The sequence below is a fragment of the Roseofilum sp. KMC-1 genome (genome assembly GCF_057802075.1).
The window spans coordinates 4,178,225-4,198,759 of the sequence record NZ_CM173605.1 but is presented as its reverse complement, the minus strand read 5'-3'; the positions used below and the strand labels follow the sequence as shown (position 1 = coordinate 4,198,759).

General features: G+C 46.4%; 12 protein-coding genes. 6 read left to right on the top strand and 6 right to left on the bottom strand.

Features of this window, described 5'->3' with window-relative positions; genetic code table 11:
- Window positions 1–153 precede the first annotated feature (153 nt).
- The gene (gifA, locus tag AC3FZD_RS19255) at window positions 154–354 is read right to left on the bottom strand and encodes a glutamine synthetase inactivation factor IF7A (RefSeq protein WP_488737565.1); all 201 of its coding nucleotides are present in this window, start codon (window positions 352–354) and stop codon (window positions 154–156) included.
- 178 nt (window positions 355–532) lie between these two features.
- Between gifA and AC3FZD_RS19250 the strand changes: the two genes are divergently transcribed.
- Entirely contained in the window at window positions 533–1,405 is an 873-nt protein-coding gene (locus AC3FZD_RS19250; RefSeq protein WP_488737564.1) for an alpha/beta fold hydrolase, read from the top strand.
- Between the two features lie 136 nt (window positions 1,406–1,541).
- Entirely contained in the window at window positions 1,542–1,949 is a 408-nt protein-coding gene (locus AC3FZD_RS19245) for an acyl-CoA thioesterase (RefSeq protein WP_488737563.1), read from the top strand.
- 69 nt (window positions 1,950–2,018) lie between these two features.
- Here the strand turns inward: AC3FZD_RS19245 and opcA are convergent, their stop codons facing one another.
- The 3 genes from opcA to fbp all read right to left on the bottom strand — a co-directional run bounded on the left by opcA (window position 2,019) and on the right by fbp (window position 6,133).
- The gene (opcA, locus tag AC3FZD_RS19240) at window positions 2,019–3,353 is read right to left on the bottom strand and encodes a glucose-6-phosphate dehydrogenase assembly protein OpcA (RefSeq protein WP_488737562.1); all 1,335 of its coding nucleotides are present in this window, start codon (window positions 3,351–3,353) and stop codon (window positions 2,019–2,021) included.
- Window positions 3,354–3,502: 149 nt separating this feature from the next.
- Window positions 3,503–5,032 (bottom strand): glucose-6-phosphate dehydrogenase, encoded by a 1,530-nt coding sequence (zwf, locus tag AC3FZD_RS19235; protein WP_488737561.1) that lies wholly within the window; start codon window positions 5,030–5,032, stop codon window positions 3,503–3,505.
- A 72-nt stretch (window positions 5,033–5,104) separates the two neighbouring features.
- Complete coding sequence (gene fbp, locus AC3FZD_RS19230; RefSeq protein ID WP_488737560.1) at window positions 5,105–6,133, bottom strand: class 1 fructose-bisphosphatase; 1,029 nt, start codon at window positions 6,131–6,133, stop codon at window positions 5,105–5,107.
- A 235-nt stretch (window positions 6,134–6,368) separates the two neighbouring features.
- On the opposite strand from fbp, the gene AC3FZD_RS19225 reads away from it, so the two are divergent.
- Complete coding sequence (locus tag AC3FZD_RS19225; protein ID WP_488737559.1) at window positions 6,369–7,220, top strand: Npun_R2479 family HD domain-containing metalloprotein; 852 nt, start codon at window positions 6,369–6,371, stop codon at window positions 7,218–7,220.
- A gap of 64 nt (window positions 7,221–7,284) precedes the next feature.
- A complete protein-coding gene (gene hisA, locus AC3FZD_RS19220) occupies window positions 7,285–8,058 on the top strand; it encodes a 1-(5-phosphoribosyl)-5-[(5-phosphoribosylamino)methylideneamino]imidazole-4-carboxamide isomerase (protein WP_488737558.1) in 774 nt (257 codons plus the stop codon).
- A gap of 192 nt (window positions 8,059–8,250) precedes the next feature.
- Here the strand turns inward: hisA and AC3FZD_RS19215 are convergent, their stop codons facing one another.
- Together AC3FZD_RS19215 and gnd are read right to left on the bottom strand one after the other, a co-directional pair.
- Window positions 8,251–13,719, bottom strand: a complete 5,469-nt coding sequence (locus tag AC3FZD_RS19215; RefSeq protein WP_488737557.1) for a trifunctional serine/threonine-protein kinase/ATP-binding protein/sensor histidine kinase — start codon at window positions 13,717–13,719, stop codon at window positions 8,251–8,253.
- 127 nt (window positions 13,720–13,846) lie between these two features.
- Complete coding sequence (gene gnd / locus AC3FZD_RS19210) at window positions 13,847–15,265, bottom strand: decarboxylating NADP(+)-dependent phosphogluconate dehydrogenase (RefSeq protein ID WP_488737556.1); 1,419 nt, start codon at window positions 15,263–15,265, stop codon at window positions 13,847–13,849.
- 171 nt (window positions 15,266–15,436) lie between these two features.
- Between gnd and AC3FZD_RS19205 the strand changes: the two genes are divergently transcribed.
- Complete coding sequence (locus tag AC3FZD_RS19205; RefSeq protein ID WP_488737555.1) at window positions 15,437–16,861, top strand: Ycf66 family protein; 1,425 nt, start codon at window positions 15,437–15,439, stop codon at window positions 16,859–16,861.
- Between the two features lie 112 nt (window positions 16,862–16,973).
- Complete coding sequence (gene ileS / locus AC3FZD_RS19200) at window positions 16,974–20,477, top strand: isoleucine--tRNA ligase (protein ID WP_488740394.1); 3,504 nt, start codon at window positions 16,974–16,976, stop codon at window positions 20,475–20,477.
- The last annotated feature ends 58 nt before the right edge of the window (window positions 20,478–20,535 follow it).

The following is a 20,535-nucleotide window of genomic DNA, read 5'->3' as shown; positions in this document are numbered from 1 at the left end:
TAGTCGGACAAGATCCCCCTAAATCCCCCTTTTTAAGGGGGGTTGGGGGGATCGCAATGAAGGACGCTTCTGATTTAGAAACGTCCTCCTGTTTTTGAAGTACAAATGGTTATTATTTAATGCTTTAGATGGGGTGGCTAACCCCCTTTCCAACTAGCTCATGGATGAACCACTGCGGTCATAGGTTTCACTAACTCCACCAACGGGTTTACCTTGGATGTTATTCCAGTAGTCACCGGTTTGATCGAGTCCAACTTCGGCTGCGGAGCGGTTGAGCATGGACTGTTGACGGTTTTTTACGAGGTGATGATGGCGGTGCATTAAAGCGCGGGCTTGATCGTTAGTAGATAACATAGTTTTTCTCCAGTTGTTTTATTAAGTGGTTTTTTCCTTACAGTTTTAACTATATCAAAAAATTTTGTAGTCAAAGCTACAAAATCGCGATTTTTAACAAAATTTAACAATTGCGCTCAGACCGGATGGGCTATTCAGGGAGGCAAAAACCACGGTATGCTAACTCCGTGCCAGTAAAGTGAAACGGAGCCAAGCAACAAGAGTGTCTATAGAGGAGAAGCAAATTAAAGTCGGTTCCCTAGAGTGGTTTTATCGCCAAGGGCAACCGATGCAAGCGACGGACAAACCCCCGGTTCTATTGCTCCATGGGTTACTCTGCCAAAGTTATAGTTGGCGGGAGATTTTGCCGTCTTTAGCGGAACAAGGGTTTTGGGCGATCGCCCCCGACTGGATCGGTGCGGGGAAATCATCGCAACCAGAAAAACGGGACTTTGCCTATACTCCTGAAGCGTTTGCTCAAGCTTTAGGAGACCTCATTGATAGCCTAGAATTGGAGCAAGTTTCCCTAGTGCTGCAAGGCTACACCAGTGTTCCGGGACTCCTCTATGCTCTGCAAAATGGCGATCGCATCCATCGCCTCAGCCTGATTAACATGCCCCTGAGTCCCCAGGATAAACTCCCCTGGAAAATTCAGCAATTTACCCTACCCCTAGCCGGGGAAATGATGACCCAAGATCCCCTGATCGTCGATCGCACCCTAGAAGGGGGATCGCCCTATCAAGTTGAGGAAAAAGATCTCACGGTTTATCGTCGTCCCTTTCTTGAAAGTTCGGCCGCTGGACGCGCTCTGTTAGCAACCTTGCGAAATCTGAATCTAAAATCGAGTTTAGCTGAAATTAACAGCACTCTCCCCCAATGGTCAAAACCCCTACAAGTGATTTGGGGAAAAAGCGATCCCTGGTTATTACAGTCGAGGGCAAAAGAAGCGATTTCTAGCCTATCCCAAGCCGAATTTATTTCTTTAGAAGAAGTCGGTCATTATGCACAGGAAGATTGGCCAGAAAAAGTCTGCGAGGCGCTGATTCCGTTTCTGTGCAGACAAAGCGAGTAGAGTTGAAAAGGGCAGCATGAGGCGATCGCCACTTTAAAAGCAAGGAATGCGCCAACCCCCCCGTCCCATCGAGGATCTTGTGGTAATTATCCTGATTGAACGCTATAACAGCATTGGTCATCTTGGATCATTGCCTATGACTTTTCACTATACTCGAACCGTTCGCTTTGCAGAAACCGATGCTGCGGGTGTCGTTTATTTTGCCAATTTATTTCTGTTTTGCCATGAAGCCTATGAAGCATCTTTGGCTGCTGCTGGAATTGACTTAAAGAAGTTCTTTTGTCAGCCGAAGATAGCCTTTCCCATTATTCATAGTGAAGCCGACTTTTATCGACCGCTCACTTGTGGCGATGGTCTGGAAATTGTATTAGTACCGGTACTTTTAGATCCAGAACAATATGAAATTAATTATACGATCAAAGTGGGCGATCGCGTCGCCGCTAAAGCCATGACTCGCCATGTCTGCATTGATGCTCACCAGCGCACTAGGCAAGCTGTACCAGAATTCTTACTCAACTGGCTTCATCAAGGGTCAAATGAATGACTGTTTCTACGAGAATTTCTTGAGCCGCCCTCTCCCGTGGGAGAGGGGGTTGGGGGTGAGGGCTATACCTTATCGCAACTTCAAAATCTGGGCAGTCACCGCTAAACTTTCCTCATATAAAACATCTCGTCCCCAGCGTTGCAACTGTTGACTCATCATTTCTTCTGCCTTCTGATCCGTCACCGCAGTTACCTGTTCAGTACGACTATTACTCGCACTGCCACCGGCTTCCATCCGCATACATCCGGTCGTTTCCGAACATAAAATCGTGCAACAATTGGCATTAGGATTACTGGAATTGAGCAAAACCCCGACTAAATCTCCTGGAATTTCGCCCCAGTCAGCCGTCGGAATACCCGCTAACTCCGCATAAATTTTCTTATTTTCTGGGCCAGAAAATTCAATCCGTTTAATATCATAATCGCCGCCTTCATCGTTATAAGCTACCGGTTGCCAACCAAGGCGACTCGCTAACCATCCCAAAAACATCAAAGCTTGGGCATCATTCCCTTTCTCATAGTCAATGGTCACCTGATCGATATCTCCTAGAGAATCTCGACGCTCCGGAGGATCGAAGGCAGCAGCCGTTAATTCTTGCCAGGGATAAAACCGATGCCAATTGAGGTCAGCAATATAGGTTTCCGATTCGATTAATTCATGAATTTTCAGTAATTCTGAAGCCGGATCGCTAAAATAACAGGAATCGACCACAATACAATTGGCTTGTTCAGCTAAGTGCTGAAATAGAGGTTGTTCTGGGTTAGGGGTGGCTTTCCACCAAAGAAATTTGGGTAAATCGGGAATGAGTAGGGAAGAAATTAGGTCTTTAACGCGCTCTAACGCTTCTTTTGTCCCTCGCAGGGTAATGTATTCACAACACACTAAGGTGCTACTACTACTGCTTTTTTGAATGGGACAATAGGCAGAAACTTGGGCACTCACCCCTCGATCTTCTCCTAAAACCGGACAGAGGGTAATAATCCGACAGGGATTTTGGGAGGCGATCGCCTCACTCACACTCGATCCCCGCAAATCTACATTACTAAGCTGGGTCACTTGGGAGGGCGATCGCTTGCTATACTTCTCACGCAAACGGTGTAGCGTCTCCCCATCAATACGGCTGTTAACCCTCAAACCATAGGTCATCTGAGCCTCCCGCACCGCCTCCTTCATCATCGGGCCATTAATGCCATCAATAGAACCGCGATAGAACCCCAAACTAGCCAACAACTGTTGGAATTCCTCCGGCTCATAGATCACCATACTAAACGTTGCCGCTCTTGTAGCCACTGGGGTAGCCTTGCCTGTATTTTGGCTCAACCAAATCTTATTGAGTTCTGCCTCAATCTCACCTAGAGAAATATCTTTCGGTTTTTGTAAAGTAACAATCGGAGTAGTAGTCATGATTGGTAATGGGTAATGGGTAATTGGTAATGGGGAATGGGGGAATGGGGGAATGGGGGAATGGGGGAATGGGGGAATGGGGGAATGGGAATTTCTTCGTGTCTCCGCGTCTCCGTGTCCCCGTGTCCCCGTGTCCCTATCTCAACTCATCAAAGTCTCCGCCACCGGCGGCCATCTCGGTTCAGCAATAACTCTGCCTCCACCGGTTCCCATGTCCCCGCCTCATAGAGGGGAATCACTTCCGGAGGAGCCGGAGCATCCCAAACATCCAACACTGGCGTTAATACTCGCCAAGAAGCTTCCACCTCATCGCCACGGGTAAACAGGGTCTGGTCGCCTAACATACAATCGATCAACAAACGACTATAGGCATCGGTGTTGGCTTGACCAAAGGCGCGATCGTAGCCAAAATCCATATCAACCGATCGCGTCCGCAGAGAACTCCCCGGCGTTTTCACCTCAAAGCGCATCGAAATCCCCTCATTCGGCTGAATTCGCATCGCCAGCACATTCGGGTTTGCCTGTTTCGCCGCCGACTGGAACATCAAATAAGGCACTTCCTTAAATTGAATCGCAATCTCCGAAACCTTTTTCGGCATCCGTTTCCCCGTCCGCAAATAGAACGGAACCCCCTTCCAGCGCCAATTATCAATATTCAACTTCAGGGCTGCATAAGTCGGAGTCACCGAATCCGGACTTGCCCCTTCCTCATCTCGGTATCCCGGAACCGGCTTACCCTTCATCCAACCCGACGTATATTGACCCCGAACTGCACATTGATCCAAATTACTCAAAGAAGCCAAATGGGTCGCCTGTACCACCTTCACCTTCTCATTGCGGATACTATCAGCATCCAAAGAATTAGGCGGTTCCATAGCTGTCAGCGAAAACAACTGCATCAAATGGTTTTGCACCATATCCCGCAGCGCCCCAGAGGTTTCATAATAACCGGCCCGTCCTTCCAAGCCCACCATTTCCGCCACCGTAATTTGCACATGGTCAATAAACTGGCGATTCCAGAGGGGTTCAAAAATGGCATTGGCAAACCGAAAGACCAACAAATTTTGTACCGTTTCCTTACCCAAATAATGGTCAATGCGGTATACCTGTTTTTCATCACAGACTTGAGTCACTACCCGGTTCAATGTGCGGGCGCTGCCCAAATCATGGCCAAAGGGTTTTTCAATCACCAACCGTTGCTTCGTCGGATCATCTAACATGCCCGCATTCCCTAACTGTTGGGTGGCTTCTCCAAAGAACCGAGGGGCAACGGACAGATAAAAAACTCGGTTACCGCGAGTTCCTCGTTGAGTATCGAGTTCTTCGAGAAAGGCTTTGAGCTTTTGATAACTTTCAGGGCTGTCAATATCTCCAGAACAATAAAACAGGCCTTGGGCAAATTCATGCCATAACTGTTCTGACTGAAGACCGCCCCCAAAATCTTCCACACCTTCGCGCATATGCTGGCGAAAAAAGTCATGGCTCCACTCGCGACGAGCCACTCCCACAATGGTTAATTCTGGGGGCAGTCGTCTCTCTAATTTCATTTGATAGAGAGCCGGGACTAATTTGCGTTGGGTGAGGTCTCCAGATGCACCAAAAATAATTAAAATCTGGGGTTCGGGAATGCGGTCTTGTTGTAGTCCAACGCGCAGAGGGTTTTCTGTGAGTGTAACCATAGAGAGTTAATCAGCAATAGTTGGGTCTAAGTGTAGATTTACAGAAGGTGGGTGTGGACTTATTTTATCTGGCTAGGCAGGGTTGAGGAAGGATTCGGCTAATGCGACATCTTCTGGAGAGCCAATAATCAGAGGCGTTCTGGCGTGCAGTTCTTTGGGAATGACATCTAAGATGTCTTGAGTCCCTGTACTAGCCCGGCCTCCTGCTTGTTCTGCAAGAAAGGCTAGGGGAGCGGATTCATAGAGTAATCGTAGTTTACCTTCGGGTTTTTTCAGAGTGCCAGGATACAAAAAGACTCCTCCCTGGAAGAGAATGCGATGAAAATCACCGACTAAGGCTCCGCCATAGCGGGCGGTGTATCCTTCATGGCGATGAACATAGCGCACGTAGTCCCGGATGGGTTCGTCCCATTGCCAGAAGTTGCCTTCATTGAGGCTGTAGACGGCTCCATGGCTGGGGATTTGGACATTTTCTCGGCTGAGGATGAATTCTCCTAAACTGGGGTCTAGGTTGAAGGCATGGACTCCATTGCCGACGGAATAGACGAGCATGGTGCTGGGGCCATAGAGGATATAACCGGCGGCGATTTGTTTGCGCCCATGTTGGAGAAGGTCGGAAGCCGTAGAGTCTAAGTCTAGTCCTTCTTGTTGGCGGATGGAGAAGATGGAGCCGACGTTGAGGTTGGTATCGACATTGGATGAGCCGTCGATGGGGTCGTAAATGAGGGTATGGCGACCGATGGGGCAGTTTTCGGGGATGTAATAGGGTTTTTCCATTTCCTCGGAGGCGAGGCGACAGACGAGACCACTTTGTTTGAAGACGCTGATGAATACGTCGTTGGCGTAGACATCCATTTTTTTGACGGATTCCCCTTGGATGTTGGTTTCTCCTGTGAATCCTAGAACGTTTTCCATCAGTCCAGCTCTGGAGAGGCGACGGGAGATGAGTTTTCCGGCTAGGGCAATGCGGTTCATGATCGCACTGAGGTCTTGAGCGTCTGGGGAAAAGCTTTGGAGTTGTTGGAGGACATGGCGGGATAGGGTGGTACAATCCCGGTCTAGGGCATGTTCTTGATCGGCTTCGACATGGGTATCGGCCATGGATCGGGTTCCTCATGAGGGCAATGGACAGGGAAGACCGCGAGGGTCTGAAGCACTTTAGATTGGCTTTTTGATTATGTTAAGGAATGCTGTTGGCCAATGGCTGTAAGCTTAAGGTGAATTACAGAAATGCTCAGGAAGGATTAGCGGGATTAATTCTGAAAAAAGAGGAGTATTTCTTGTATAATTTTAAGAAGATCCCCCGCCAGATGAATGCACGTCCTCAAAGACTCTAATGTTAAATCTGACTTCTGTTGTCATTAATGAATTCTTGGTGAAAATCCGTGAGGGTTACCACCGAACTTATGGTGGCTATAAACCTGATTATGCGGATATTATCGTTTGGGCCGGGAGTATGGCCCTAGAGAATATTGCCAATAGTGATGCCCTTTACCACAATGTGGAACATACGATTTTTGTAACGTTGGTGGGGCAAGAAATTCTACGCGGAAAACATATTCGTGAAGGTGGAGTTTCGGCAGAGGATTGGCTTCATTTCATGATTTCTTTGCTCTGTCATGATATTGGCTATATTAAGGGAGTTTGTCGTCAGGATAGGCATTCAGAACGGTTGTATGATTCTGGAATTGACAACAGTATGATTGAGTTGCTGCCAGGGGCAACGGATGCGGCGCTTACGCCTTATCATGTTGACCGGGGTAAGCGGTTTATTGACGAGCGGTTTGGGGGTCATAAATTAATTGATGCAGAGGAAATTAAGCGCAATATTGAGTTGACTCGTTTTCCAGTTCCCAAGGATGAAGATCATGCGGAGACGGCCAATTATCCGGGTTTGGTTCGGGGTGCGGATTTAATTGGTCAGTTGAGCGATCCGCAGTATTTGCAGAAGATTCCAGCGCTGTTTTATGAGTTTGAGGAAAATGGGGCGAATAAACAGTTGGGGTATGAAAATCCTGGGGATTTGCGGAATAATTATCCGGCGTTTTTTTGGAATGTGGTTTCTCCTTATATTAAGCCCTCGTTGAATCATTTGAAGTTGACTCAGGAAGGAAAGCAGGTGATTGCTAATTTATATGCGAATGTTTTTCGGGTGGAACATGAGGCGCAAACGGATCGGTTTGTTTGAGGGATGCAAGGAGAGAATTAAGGTAGGATAGAGGGGATTTTGAGGTGTTAGGAGAATAAGGGTTATGGATGTGATTCCAGCGATTGATTTGCTTCAGGGAAACTGCGTGCGCTTGTATCAGGGGGATTATGAGCAAAGTCAGGTGTTTGATGAAGATCCGGTGGCGATCGCCGAAAAATGGGTGTCTCAGGGGGCAACCCGCTTGCATGTGGTGGATCTCGATGGGGCGAAGTCGGGACAGTCGGTGAATTTGGAGGTGATTGGGGCGATCGCCCAAGCGATTCCGATTCCGGTACAAGTGGGGGGTGGCTTGCGCGACTATGCAGGGGTGGCCAATTTGCTCTCTACCGGTGTCCAACAGGCGATTCTGGGCACGGTGGCGGTGGAAAATCCCGAACTTGTCCAACAGCTCTGTCAAGAGTTTCCAGGGCAAATTATGGTGGGGATTGATGCCCGTGAGGGTAAGGTGGCAACTAGAGGATGGTTGGAAACTTCTAAGATTTCGGGGATTGAATTAGCCCAACAATGCGCTCAGATGGGGGTTTACGGTATTATTTATACGGATATTCACCGAGATGGAACCCTGAAGGGGCCGAATATTCCAGCCTTGCGAGAAGTGGCGGAAGCGGTGAATGTGCCGGTGATTGCCTCTGGTGGAGTCAGTAGTGTGACGGATTTGCTCAGTTTGTTGTCCCTAGAGCGTTTGGGGGTGACTGGGGTAATTGTGGGTAAGGCGTTATACACCGGGGATGTGGTGTTGAAGGAAGCGCTTCAGGCAATCGGGCCAGGTCGTTGGCAGGATGTGCCCCCGGATTTGGATTCCTCAGCGATGGCGTAAAACCCATTCATAATCAAGTCCGGTGAATGGGAAAAGAGAAGCGAGCAAGATGCTCGCACTCCTGAAACCGCTTGATACGACTGGAGTGGGAGCGTCTCGCTCCCTGGGTTTTTAATTAGGGTATTTCCGCTTCGCAGACAGGTTCATGTTGGACTTGATATTAATTGTTAATTGTTAATTATTAATTGTTAATTATTCCTCCTCTACCGGACGTAAGGGAATTTCCACAATAAACTTAGCGCCTTCTCCGGGTTGAGAAATACAATTGAGTTGTCCGCTATGTTTTTCCACTACAATTTGATAGCTGATGGACAAGCCTAAACCGGTTCCGGAACCGACGGGTTTAGTGGTATAGAAGGGATTAAAGATTTTTTGGATCGTCTCCTCAGTCATTCCTGGGCCATTATCGGCGATAATGATTTCCACAGATTGGCGATCGGTAACCTGTGTGCAAACCGTAATCGAAGGTTGTCGATCTGAAGTTTCTGCACTGCGCTGATCTTGCATCGCATCACAGGCATTGGTTAACAAATTCATGAACACTTGATTGAGTTGGGAAGCGTAGCAGTTCACCAGGGGTAAATTGCCATACTCTTTAATGATTTTAATCTCTTTCTCATTGCCCGATTCTTTGAAGCGATTTTGCAAAATCAGCAGGGTACTATCGAGTCCATCATGAAGATTAACGGGTTTTTTATCGGCTTCATCGAGTCGGGAGAAGTTGCGAAGAGAGAGGATAATATTACGGATGCGTTCAGCTCCGACTTGCATCGAATTGAGGAGATTTTTTAAGTCTTCGCTAATAAATTCGAGATCGATATCCTCAATGAGTCCTTCTATTTCTTCAACAGGATTGGGGTAATGGGTTTGATAGAGATCGATCAGGGAGAGTAAATCTTGTACATATTCAGTAGCAGGGGCGAGGTTCCCATAAATAAAGCTGACTGGATTATTGATTTCATGAGCAACCCCGGCTACCATTTGACCTAAACCGGACATTTTTTCCGTTTGGATTAATTGAGCTTGAGTCCGTTTTAGCTCTTCTAAGGTTTGGGATAAATCTTGATTTTTCTGGTTTAATTCTTGGGTGCGCTCTTGGACTTTTTGCTCGACGGAGGCATAGAGGAGGGCGTTATCGAGGGCGATTGCCGCTTGGGAGGATAAAACTTGCAACACTTCAATGCGATCGCCAGTAAAGGCATCAGTCGTTAGGTTATTCTCTAAATAGAGGATACTAATCAGTTGCCCTTGACTCACAATAGGAATACAGAGAACAGACTTAACCTTATGTTTAATAATATACGGGTCGTTGGTAAACTGCCCATCTCGACAGGCATAACTTAACACCACATCTGAGAGCGATCGCTCCACATAGTTAATGATGCTAACTGGTAGTTCTTCACTGCTTTCTACAGCAGTAGATTGCGGGTTAATAATTGCTTGCTCATCAACAGATGCTGAGGCAGAAATCAGGAACTTACCCTCTTTGGGGAGTAATAAAAATCCCGATTGCGCTCCCGCATTTTCAATCAAGATTTCCATTAAATTAGCCAACAGCTTATCTAAAACAATCTCACTGGAAATAGCTTGGGACGCTTTGAGAACCGTATTTAAATCCAGACTACTCGAAATTGAGTTCGTCGAGGTGTGAATCGTTTTATTCACATCTAAAGCTTCCTTGGGTTGATTTAATTTAGCGGCTAATTGAGGGTATTCTAATTGCAGAGATTCAACCTTACGTTTCACTCCCCATTTCTGGTAATGATAGTGAGCCTCCCGTAAATGCACCAGAGCATAAGAAAACTTGTTTTTTTGCAGCCAAAAATCAGCCGCTCGTTCATTCCCTAAAGCTTGAACCGCAATTAACTCATGCTCTGTTGCTACGGCGATCGCGCGATCGTAAAGATCGATCGCCAATTCAAAGTCACTTTCTATACGGGCTAACTCTGCTTCTACCAGTAAATACTTAGGCAAGAAATTCGCCGCACAGTTTTCCGCCCAAATCTTTAACTGACTCTGATTCTCTCTAACCTTACTTAAGAGAGCCTCTTTTTCATCCTCCTCTACCAAGTCATAAACCGATAGATACACCAAAGAAGAATAAAAATTATACTCAGTTACCGGCACAGTCCCCAGAATCAACTGAAGTCGCTCCGAAATCTCCTTACTCAAGGCTAATGCTGCCTCTAGATTGCCATAAATATATAACGTTTGCATCTTGAAAATTTGATAAATACACAGAGCAAACAAATTCTGATTTTGTTGACAAAGAGCAACATATTCTGCTTCAGTTAAACTGGGGCCATCAAAACTGAACGGATCATCCGTTTGATCGTCTAAATTGCACAGTACCAACTGTAAACCCAGCAAAATCTCAGTAACTAATTGATTTTCTGTTTTCTGTGCAAAGGGTAAATACTTAGGAATTTCTTCTAGAATTTCATGAACCGGTTTACCTTGGACAAAGAAATTAATCGACTGATTATGCAGCACATAACCCGCATAGAGTAAATCACCAGAATCCAAAGCAGATTGATACCCTTCATTTCCTAAAGCCGTTGACTCTTTCATGGGATGAAACCAATAATTTAAAGTGCTAATTAAACAAACACCAGCTTTATAGGTCGGATGTCCCCACTTTTGATTCAGTTGATAGGCAACCCTACCCAAATCATAAGCATTGCGGTAGTCTCCAAACAAATTCACCAACAAAATGCCATAGGTGGGTAAAAAGAAACCCACTTCTGGGGTATATCCCTCCTCTAAAACCAACCTTGCACCCTTCAAAATCATCAGCGTCCACAACTGAATATTAATCATATAAGTAGGTGGCGCTAAATTATTCAATAACTTCACCTTCATTTCAGCCACTGAATTTTCCATTTTCGGTTGATCCAGCAACGCTAAAACCGAGCGATTTCCTAACGCTTGACCCACTTTTTCCAATTCCTGGGGAATCACCCCATCTAAATTTTCAGTAGGTAAATCCATTCCTAAAACTTCTAAGGCTATACGCCCCACTTCTACCGCTTTTTGGTATTGACCTCTTAAGGTATTTTGGATTAATAAAATATTATAAATCTCCGCTTTCTCAAAATCAGAATCTACATGAGACAAAACCTCATCAATCAACTCTTCTGATTCAGCAAAATTACCATTCAGGTACTCCACATCTGCCCGCTCCTTATATAAAGCAAAAGCAAAACCATGATTTAAATCCCAAATATTATCCGGTAAGCCGCTCATTGCCTCCCTTAAATATTGGGAAGCAGCCACAAAAGCAGTAGCGTCTTTAGCTCGTTTTCCAGCCTCTAAATTCAATTGAGCTAATTCCAAAATTTCCTCATGCTCAGTTATTAAAGACCGACCCACATTCATATGATCGACCAACTCAAAAATGCGCTCGCTGCGATATTCAACTGGCGTTCTTTCCAATAGCATCCGACCAATTTTCAGATGCACCGCTTTCTTATCCACATCATTAATTAAAGCATAGGCTGCCTGTTGCACGCGATCGTGAGAAAATTTATAATTCAAGATTAATAATGGCGCAGTGACTAAATCTAAATCCACCCATTCTCTACTCGAATTGGGTTGGATCATTTTTTCCTCAATTGCCGGTAATAAATCTTGAAAAGTTCCGTAGGATTCCTTTTCATAAATTAAGGACAGGGTATTTAAATCAAATTGATTGCCTAAACAGGCTGATAACTTCAAAACTTCCTGGGTTTTCCCTGGGAGTTTTCGCAACTTCCCAATCATTAAGTCCACCACATTTTCTGTAATACTCATGGACTCAATTTCTGCCAAATTCCAAGACCATCCACCCATAACATTGGGCTGAGGAGGAACAAAAGTCAGGAGGTTTTCTTGATATAAAGTCTTCAGAAATTCATTCACAAAAAATGGGTTGCCCGCAGTTTTATTTTTCACCAATTCGGCTAAAGGTCTCACTAAACCTTGATCTTGATGTAACGTCTCCGAAATCAATTGGCAAATTTGATTGAGATTGAGGTTTTTTAAATGAATTTGGTTAATCGTCACCGACTGAATCCGCAAAGAATCTAGCATCATGATCAGGGGATGACTGGAACTGACCTCATTATCTCGATAAGCTCCAATTAAGAAAAAGTTCTGAACATCTGCTTCAGTCAGCATTAGCTCAATTAATTTTAGGGTGGCTGAATCAGCCCATTGTAAGTCATCTAAGAACATCACTAAGGGATGTTCGGGAGCGCAAAAAATACGAACAAAATTTTGAAAGACTAAATTAAATCGATTTTGAGACTCTGTTGGCCCTAATTCTAGAACGGCAGGTTGGGGGCCGACAATATATTCGATTTCTGGAATGACATCAATAATAATTTGACCATTTGGGCCAAATGCTTCTAAGAGCTTCTCTTTCCATATCTTCAGTTTTTGTTCGCTTTCAGTGAGCAACAAATTCACCAATTCTGAAAAGGCTTTAACAATAGCGAAATAAGGAATACTGCGCTGAAACTGATCGAACTTACCCAAAATAAAATAGCCATTTTTGCGGGTAATTGGCTTATAAATTTCCTGAACTAATGCCGATTTTCCGATCCCAGAATATCCACTCACCAGCATAAACTCTTTTTGCCCATCAGCTACCCGCTCGAAAGCGGCTAACAGGGTATCAATTTCCTTATCCCGTCCATAGAGCTTTTCGGGAATTTTAAACTTATCTGAAATATCTTGTTCTCCTAGGGGGAAGAAATCAATACAATCATTTTCTTTCAGGTTAACTAAACAGCACTCTAAATCCGCCAGTAATCCCCAACTGCTTTGATAGCGCTCTTCTGCATTTTTGGCTAATAACTTCATCACCAAATCTGAGACGACTTGGGGAATTTCGGGATTCACCACATGGGGGGCGATGGGTTGTTTAGCAATATGACAATGGATGAGTTCCATTGTTTCACTGGCATCAAAGGGGAGCTTATGGGTTAGCAATTCATAAAATGTAGTGCCCAAAGAATAGAAATCTGTGCGATAATCTAAACTGCGATTAAGTCTGCCCGTTTGCTCCGGAGACATATAGGCTAAGGTTCCTTCAATGGTGGGAGCATGGCCGGATGATGGAGATTCTCGGTTAAAAATTGTAGAGATACTTAAATCAACCAGTTTAACTTGCCCAGTGGCAGGATTAAAAGCAATATTGGCGGGATTGATATCTTTATGAATAATATTCGCTTGATGCAAATCTCCGAGGCTTTTAACAATTCGGATGGCTAAATTGAGAAAACCTAAAAGCGTAAACTTTTGAGAAGCCAATAATTGTTTTAAGGATTCTCCCCCAAAATCCTCTAAGACCATCACTAAAGAATTTTTATAATTTTCTAGGGCATAAGCCTTAACTACACTATCCAAATTCAGGCGATTGAGAAGTTCAAATTCTTGCTGGTATCGGTTTCTCTCCTCTACCGTGGGATACTCGCCTTTAAGGAGCTTTAAGATCACCGGTAGATTACTTTTTTGTTGACAACCCCGATAGACTACTGTTTTGTCACTTTCATAGATCTTGGCAAGAATTTGGTAGCCGCTTAGATTGATCATAATCAAATACTCTAAATTGCTTTGGGGAAGTACGGATAGGATACCTTGGGTACAAAAGGAACAGGCGACCAGAGGCGATCGCATTTACCCTAGATCAAGATTACCTCACCAATTTAGCAAAATATAGCCTTGGGCGCTGATAATGCACCATTAGACACTCCTGTGGGGGCGAAAAATTTTTCGCCCCTAAACGTCACCGGTTACTAAACCTCTAGCTCATCCACTGACTATGGAAAAACTCTCCTCTCGGCTTATCAATGCGCTCATAGGTGTGAGCGCCAAATAAATCCCGTTGCGCTTGAGTCAAATTCTGGGGTAAGCTTGCCCGACGATAACTATCAAAGTAGTCTAAAGACGCACTAAAAGCCGGAACCGGAATCCCCAACTGACAAGCCAGAGCCAAAACTTCCCGCCAAGCTTGCTGACGGTCTAAAATACTCTGCTTAAACTCAGGAGCAAGCAACAAATTAGGCAAGCTGGGATTATCCTTAAACGCTACCTTGATCTTATCCAGGAAACCCGCTCGAATAATACACCCACCTTTCCAAATGCGGGCAATTTCGCTCAGATTCAACTCATAACCAAACTCCTGAGAAGCCTTACTCAGCAGCGCCATCCCCTGAGCATAGGAACAGATTTTCGAGCAATAGAGAGCATCCCGAATCTTAGGAATAAAGGCTTTTAGGTCTCCCTCATACTCGCCACTGGGCCCCGTTAACTCCCCAGAAGCCGCAACCCGCTCCTCCTTGTAGGAAGACATAATCCGAGCATTGACGGCTGCGGTAATCGTGGGAATACTCACGCCTAATTCCAGAGAAGTGACCACCGTCCACCGTCCCGTCCCTTTTTGACCGGCTGCATCTACAATCAGATCGATCGTGTGCTGGTTGGTTTCCGAGTCAATATGCTTAAAGATATCCCTAGTAATCTCAATTAAAAAAGAATTGAGTTCTTCGGTTTCATTCCATTCCTTAAACACTTCATGGAGTTCGGGATTGCTTAAACCTACGGCATTTTTCAGCAAATCATAGGCTTCAGCAATGAGCTGCATATCGCCATACTCAATGCCATTATGAACCATTTTCACATAATGACCCGCTCCCCCCTTACCGATAAAGGTCACACAGGGGCCATCATCCACTTGGGCAGCAATTTTGGTGACAATCGATTCTAATTCTTTATAGGCGGCTGGAGTTCCCCCTGGCATTAAACTGGGGCCATTCAGCGCTCCTTCTTCACCACCACTAACTCCCATGCCTACAAACCCTAGATTACAGGCTTCGAGATCTTGGGTGCGGCGTTCCGTATCTTCATAAAGGGAGTTACCCCCATCAATGATCATATCGCCTTCATCGAGTAAAGGCTTGAGTTGATCGATTACGGCATCAACGGGTTTACCCGCTTTTACCATAATCAAAATTTTGCGGGGGCGATCGAGTTTTTGTACAAACTCTTCCAGAGTTTGGGCGGCTAAGAAATTCTTGCCCTTGGCTCTGGTGGCCATAAACTCTTCAGTTTTGGCATAAGTGCGGTTATAAACCGTTACGGGAAATCCATTGCGTTCTACATTTAGGGCTAGGTTTTCACCCATAACCGCAAGGCCAATTAGACCAAAACTTGGCTGTGTCATAAGTTTATATACTCGTGTAACCAACAATTGCTTGCTGTAACAGCAAATTACCTACAAGGTTAGCCCGATCTTTAAAATAGTCCCGTAAAGAAGAGATTAAGTCTGGGCCGTCACGGTAAAATGACCCTGTAGGCTGTAAATAGAGAATTAGTAACAGAGGGTTCAGCAGACATGGCACAAATTCTGGCATTGGCCGTTGGTTTGGGAAGTTTCGCTTTTTATATGGCTTTCTTCTTTTTTCCAGAGGTTTATCGGCGCAAAAGTGATTTTATCTGGAGTGGGTTAGGTTTTCTCTATGCTCTAACCCTCTGGTTTTGTGCCGGACGGTTTACGGGTGCGGTGATGCTCGGCCAAATGGCGGCTGTACCTTTGCTGTTGTATTTGGGTTGGGAAACCTTAACGTTGCGTCGCCAATCCACTCCTTTAGACCAACAAACTCCTGTGGAAGTGGAACAGTTAAAGCAGAATGGGTTGGGCGCTCTGAATCGTTTCTTGAAAAAAACGCCAGCTCCAGGGGGGGCTGTGCCTACTGCTGAATCCCCAGAAACTAAGGCTACCGTTGCACCAGAGGAAGCGCTATCAGAAACTCCTGTTCCTGTGGGGAATGAATCGACTCCTTTAGAAACGCCCATTTCGGAGTCAGAAAGTCCAGAACCTGAGCCGGAACCTGAGCCGGAACCTGAAGAGGTGCAAGGGTTTGTAGAATGGGAGCAGGAAACAGAGCCGACAGAGGAAGTAGAGGACAAAGAGGGGGAAGAGGCGATCGCCCCAGATGCTCCTGATGAGAGTAAGATAGAAACTGCGCCTGAACCTGAAGAATTTGACGAATCGGAAGAACCCGTCATTGCTGAAAGTCCAGCAGACTCCTCTTCACCCAAAGCTCCCCAACCGAAATCTAAAACCCTATCGGGGTTATTGGGCCTGTTTAATCGTCTTAAAAGTCGATTCCAAAAGTCAAAACCGGCGGAAACTCCCTCTTTAGATGAAGAAACCTTTACGCCAGAAGAGCCGGAATTTCAGACTGCAACGCCAGAAACGCCAGCACCGGAACCGGTGGAGGAGCCAGTAGCAGAAACTCCAGAAATTCCAGCACCCGAACCGGTGGAGGAGCCAGTGGCAGAAACTCCAGAAATTCCAGAACCGGAACCTCTAGAGGAGCCAGTAGCAGAAGCTCCAGAAACTCCAGAAACTCCAGAAACTCTAGAGGAGCCAGTAGCAGAAACTCCAGAAATTCCAGAACCGGAACCTCTAGAGGAGCCAGTAGCAGAAACTCCAGAAACTCCAGAAACTCCAGAAACTCTAGAGGAGCCAGTGGCAGAAGCTCCAGAAACGCCAGAACCGGAACCTCTGGAAGAGCCGGAAAATAGCCCAGAAGAAGCTTCTGACTCTGAAAATGCTGAAATTCCCCCTCCGTCTGGTTCAGACTTACCGGAGACTGTCTCAGAGGCTCCTGAGACGACCGAAGAAGAGGAGATGGAGGATAGTGTAGACTCAGAAACAGAAGAAGAGCCAGAAAGCCAGGAAGAAACGACTGGTGAATCCCCAGAAGACAAGTCCTCTCGTTCTCGGTCTTCCAGACGTAAAAAACGCAGATAAACCTAATGTTGACTCATGAGAAGCGATCGCCTCTTAAACCCGATAAACTTCCCTGTTAAAATCTGACTACAGACTCACAACCCTTTTGTCCTTAACCCTTCCCAATAGCACCGTGACAGCAGCAAAAGACTATAAAACCACCGTCAATTTGCCCCAAACTGACTTTGATATGCGGGCAAATTCCAGCAAACGAGAGCCGGAACTGCAACAATTTTGGGCAGAGCATCAGATTTATGAAAAACTGGCCCAAGAAAATCCAGGGGATTTGTTTGTTCTCCATGATGGCCCTCCTTATGCCAATGGTTCTCTGCATATGGGCCATGCATTGAATAAAATCCTCAAGGACATTATTAATAAGTACAAGTTGCTGCAAGGCCATAAAGTCCGCTATGTGCCAGGGTGGGACTGTCATGGACTGCCCATTGAACTGAAGGTGCTTCAAGCGATGAAAGCGGAGGAGCGCAAGGAGTTAACCCCCATTAAACTGCGCCAAAAAGCAGCCGAGTTTGCCCAAAAAACGGTTGATGAACAGCGAGAAAGTTTTAAACGCTATGGAATTTGGGGAAATTGGGAGAATCCCTATTTAACCCTGACTCCAGAATATGAGGCAGCCCAAATTGAGGTATTTGGGCAAATGGTGCTGAAGGGTTATATTTATCGAGGTCTGAAACCGGTACATTGGAGTCCCAGTTCTCGCACTGCTCTGGCTGAGGCTGAGTTGGAGTACCCGGAAGGCCATACCTCCGATAGTATCTATGCGGTGTTCCGCATGGTGCATCTGAATGATGCCGTGTTTGCCCAGCTTAATCCGTTTATGGTGGATCTGGGAGTAGCCATTTGGACAACAACTCCTTGGACGATTCCAGGGAATTTGGCGGTAGCAGTGAATCCAGAGTTGACCTACGCGGTGGTGGAAACCCCTTGGGGTAAAGCGCCAGTGAAGAAAACGAGGGGTAAAGGATTTGCTAAAGGGACTGATGGTGAATCGGAAAATACGGATAAGGCGACTCTGCCTAAGTATATTTTGGTAGCAGAAGGGGCGATCGCCCGCCTCTCGGAAGAATTGGAGATTAAACTGACCCTGAAGGCGAAAGTTAAGGGCCAGGATCTGGAGCATTGCACCTATCAACATCCTCTATTTGATCGCGAATCTCCCCTTGTGATTGGTGGGGATTATGTAACCACGGAGTCCGGTACGGGATTAGTTCATACTGCCCCTGGCCATGGTCAAGACGATTTTATCGTCGGTCAGCGCTATGGACTGCCTGTGCTATCTCCGGTGAATGACGCGGGCGATCTGACCGAACTGGCGGGTAAATTTGCGGGATTAAATGTACTAAAAGATGCAAACCCAGCGATTATTGAAGCCTTGACAGAAGCGGGTGCGTTAATCAAACAATCCCCCTATGTACATAAGTATCCCTATGATTGGCGCACCAAAAAACCGACGATTTTTCGAGCAACCGAGCAATGGTTTGCATCGGTGGATAAGTTCCGGGAAACGGCTTTAGAGGCGATCGCCGAGGTAAAATGGATTCCGGCCGCGGGGGAAAATCGGATTACCAGTATGGTGCAAGAGCGATCGGACTGGTGTATTTCCAGACAACGGAGTTGGGGCGTACCCATTCCCGTCTTCTATCACCAGGAAACCAGAGAAGCGCTGTTAACCCAAGAAACCATCGACCATGTGAAAGGAATCATCCGCGAGCAAGGTTCCGATGCTTGGTGGAATCTCTCCGTGGAAGAATTGTTACCGCCCAAATACCAGAAAGAAGCGAAAAACTACCGCAAAGGTATGGATACCATGGATGTGTGGTTTGACTCTGGCTGTTCCTGGGCGGGAGTAGCAGCATCGCGCCAAGAGTTGAAGTATCCGGTAGATCTATATTTGGAAGGCTCCGATCAGCATCGAGGTTGGTTCCAGTCTAGTTTGCTCACCAGTGTGGCAACTCAGGGGATGGCTCCCTATAAGAGCGTATTAACCCATGGGTTTGCTCTGGATGAACAGGGACGAAAGATGAGTAAATCTCTGGGCAATGTGGTCGATCCCTATGAGATTATTAATGGCGGTAAAAATCAGAAGGAAGCCCCCCCCTATGGAGCAGATGTGCTGCGTTTGTGGGTGTCTTCGGTGGATTATTCTTCCGATGTGCCCATTGGTAAGACAATTCTGAGACAGTTGGCGGATGTGTATCGCAAGATCCGCAATACTTCCCGGTTCCTGTTGGGGAATTTATATGATTTCGATCCGGAGCGCGATCGCATCCCCTATGAGGAAATGCCCGAATTAGACCAGTATATGTTGCACCGGATGGGGGAAGTGTTCGCCCAAGTCACCGAAGCGTTTGAAAGTTATCAGTTTTTCCGCTTCTTCCAAACCGTGCAGAATTTCTGCGTGGTGGACTTGTCCAACTTCTATCTGGATATTGCCAAGGATCGGCTCTATATCAGTGCCGAAAATGGCAAACGTCGCCGCAGTTGTCAGACGGTGCTGGCGATCGCCTTAGAAAACCTAGCACGGGCGATCGCTCCCGTCCTCTCCCACATGGCAGAGGACATCTGGCAAAATCTGCCCTACAAAACTCCCTATGAATCCGTCTTTCAGGCGGGATGGTTGGTGACAGAACCCTATTGGCACAACCCCCCCTTAGCCCAAAAATGGACAAAGTTGCGCCAAATTCGCACAGAAGTGAATAAGGTGTTAGAAGGGGCACGGAATGCCAAGGCGATCGGCTCGGCTCTAGAAGCTAAAGTCTTACTCTATGTCACCGATGCCAAGTTCAAAGAACAGTTAGAAGCCTTTAACCCTGAACTCTCCGTCGCCCTCAAACCGCAACCGCAACCCGTGGCAGAAACGCCAGAAAGCGCGGTAGGGGCGGGTTCAGGAAAGGCTTGGTCTTCCAACCCAGATCTGGGTGAACCCGCCCCTACGGAACCAGGATCTTTAGGCGAATTCCTGCAACTTGCCACCCGATGGTGGAACCAATGGCGGCAATGGGTCAAAGATTATCCCCGCGCCTTCTTAACCCTATTCACCTTAGTTGGTGGAGCAGCAGCGCTAAATGTGGGTTGGACAGCTTCCCAAACCATGCTCAAATTACCCATCATCTCCTTGCTGTTGGAACTGGTGGGCATCATCTATACCATCTGGTTTGTACGTCAACGACTGCTCTATGCACAAGAGCGCTCTGCTCTGTTGAGTCAGGTGAATCAGGTAGTACAGGAGTTTATGGGCACAGGAAAAGCTCAAGAGAGCTTGCTGCATAGTGCCTCACCCGTTGCAGAGGAGGTGACTTCGACTCCGCTCACTTCGACTCCGCTCACTTCGACTCCGCTCAGTGAACTGGGATCGGAGACTCCAGAAGAGGTCATTGGCAATGGAGTGGATGAACTGCGCTATCTATTCATTACTTCCCAAGTGGAACTGGTGGATGATATTAAGGCGGTAGAAGGACTCGAACATAAAGCAATCACTGATACTTTGGGTATTGGGGTGGTGAAAGCAGAGGGCGAAAAATGCGATCGCTGCTGGAACTATTCCACCCATGTTGGCGAAAGTGCCGAACATCCCACCCTCTGCGAGCGGTGCGTTTCTGCTCTAGATGGGGAATTTTAAGAGGTAGGGGGGTTTTCCTCTTCCCCCCTGCTTAATAAGCAGGGGGGTTTCATTTTCC

Coding starts and splice junctions, on each gene's coding strand:
- gifA (WP_488737565.1), bottom strand. CDS start 354: ATGTTATCTACTAACGATCAAGCCCGCGCTTTAATGCACCGCCATCAT.
- AC3FZD_RS19245 (WP_488737563.1), top strand. CDS start 1,542: ATGACTTTTCACTATACTCGAACCGTTCGCTTTGCAGAAACCGATGCT.
- opcA (WP_488737562.1), bottom strand. CDS start 3,353: ATGACTACTACTCCGATTGTTACTTTACAAAAACCGAAAGATATTTCT.
- zwf (WP_488737561.1), bottom strand. CDS start 5,032: ATGGTTACACTCACAGAAAACCCTCTGCGCGTTGGACTACAACAAGAC.
- fbp (WP_488737560.1), bottom strand. CDS start 6,133: ATGGCCGATACCCATGTCGAAGCCGATCAAGAACATGCCCTAGACCGG.
- AC3FZD_RS19225 (WP_488737559.1), top strand. CDS start 6,369: ATGTTAAATCTGACTTCTGTTGTCATTAATGAATTCTTGGTGAAAATC.
- hisA (WP_488737558.1), top strand. CDS start 7,285: ATGGATGTGATTCCAGCGATTGATTTGCTTCAGGGAAACTGCGTGCGC.
- AC3FZD_RS19215 (WP_488737557.1), bottom strand. CDS start 13,719: ATGCGATCGCCTCTGGTCGCCTGTTCCTTTTGTACCCAAGGTATCCTA.
- gnd (WP_488737556.1), bottom strand. CDS start 15,265: ATGACACAGCCAAGTTTTGGTCTAATTGGCCTTGCGGTTATGGGTGAA.
- AC3FZD_RS19205 (WP_488737555.1), top strand. CDS start 15,437: ATGGCACAAATTCTGGCATTGGCCGTTGGTTTGGGAAGTTTCGCTTTT.